The organism is Flavobacterium collinsii, from assembly GCF_902804485.1.
In the GTDB taxonomy this organism is placed as follows: Bacteria; Bacteroidota; Bacteroidia; order Flavobacteriales; family Flavobacteriaceae; genus Flavobacterium; species Flavobacterium collinsii.
This window is the reverse complement of record NZ_CADCST010000034.1, coordinates 619-1,958: the sequence shown is the minus strand read 5'-3', so window position 1 is coordinate 1,958 and position 1,340 is coordinate 619. Positions and strand designations below refer to the sequence as shown.

Annotated in this window: 1 protein-coding gene; it reads right to left on the bottom strand. The window is 36.2% G+C overall.

The window, feature by feature from the left end:
• Positions 1–145: 145 nt before the first annotated feature.
• Positions 146–1,340 (bottom strand): T9SS type B sorting domain-containing protein (locus FLA105534_RS00220; RefSeq protein WP_173964043.1); only part of this gene is annotated, 1,195 nt, incomplete at its 5' end.

Sequence of the window (1,340 nt, the reverse complement as noted above, 5' to 3'; positions counted from 1 at the left end):
ATACATGTATTGTGTAAACTGTGCATCTTGCTGGGCAAAACCTGCAGTAGAACAAAACAATAAAACTAAAACTAATTTTTTCATTTATTTTATTTTTAAATAATGGCTTAGCCTATTGACTAAGCCATTTTATTAGTACAGAATATTATTTGGTTAGGTATAAATACCCCGCCTCCTGATGTGGATTGGATTGGTTGTCTTTGTATTTAATGATGTAATAATAAGTTCCTTCCGGTAATCCATCTGAATCTTTAATTGTAACACGTCCTTCAGAAATACCTCTAAAAACAATATCATTATTATTGTAATGATCACGATCAAAAACCAAAACTCCCCAACGGTTAAAAATCTGAACCGTATTGTCAGGATAACATTCTAATCCCTGGATATAAAATCTCTCGTTCTTACTGTCTCCATTTATAGAAACCGCGTTGAATACTTTAATTACACAACCTTGTAGCGATAAAACAGTTGGTTTATCCCCCAATACACTACTATCATCTGATTTGTCTTTTACGACAATGTGATCAGGACTTGTTCCAAAAACTTCGGCTTGATTCGATATACTTCCCGAATTAATATCAGCTTGTACGATCGAATAAGTTCCTGTAAAGGAAGAACTATCCTCTTCTCCTACAGCTAAATTTATTGGACCTCCAGTCATGGTAATTCCAGTTAACGGATCTACTATATAAACATTAGTCAACGCTACATTTCCTGTATTGGTTACTGCAAAATTATACGTAACAGTCTCCCCTACTTTTGCATTACTGTCACCGTTTTCATCATTGAAATGTGCTGTTTTCACTAAAGCAATACTTGGTCTTGATACTGGTATCATAACACTTACCACAACAGTACTAGATACCGTACTACAGTTAGACGGATTCGTTATTTCACATATTTTATATTCCACTGTATAATTTCCTGCCACAGTATTTGGAGCTACAGTTACACTACCATCTGCATTCAAAGTTAATCCTGCAGGAACAGTTACTGCTGTCAAACTTACTTGACCAGGACTCGTGCCTATAACGACTGGATTACCGTTTAAAGTGTCGTTTGATGTCAAAGAAGCACTATTACCTCCCGTATTTCCATTAATTGACGCTGTAGTCTCTGTCAATGCAACAATTGCTGCTGCACTTACCACAACAGTACTAGATACCGTACTACAGTTAGACGGATTCGTTATTTCACATATTTTATATTCCACTGTATAATTTCCTGCCACAGTATTTGGAGCTACAGTTACACTACCATCTGCATTCAAAGTTAATCCTGCAGGAACAGTTACTGCTGTCAAACTTACTTGACCAGGACTCGTGCCTATAACGACT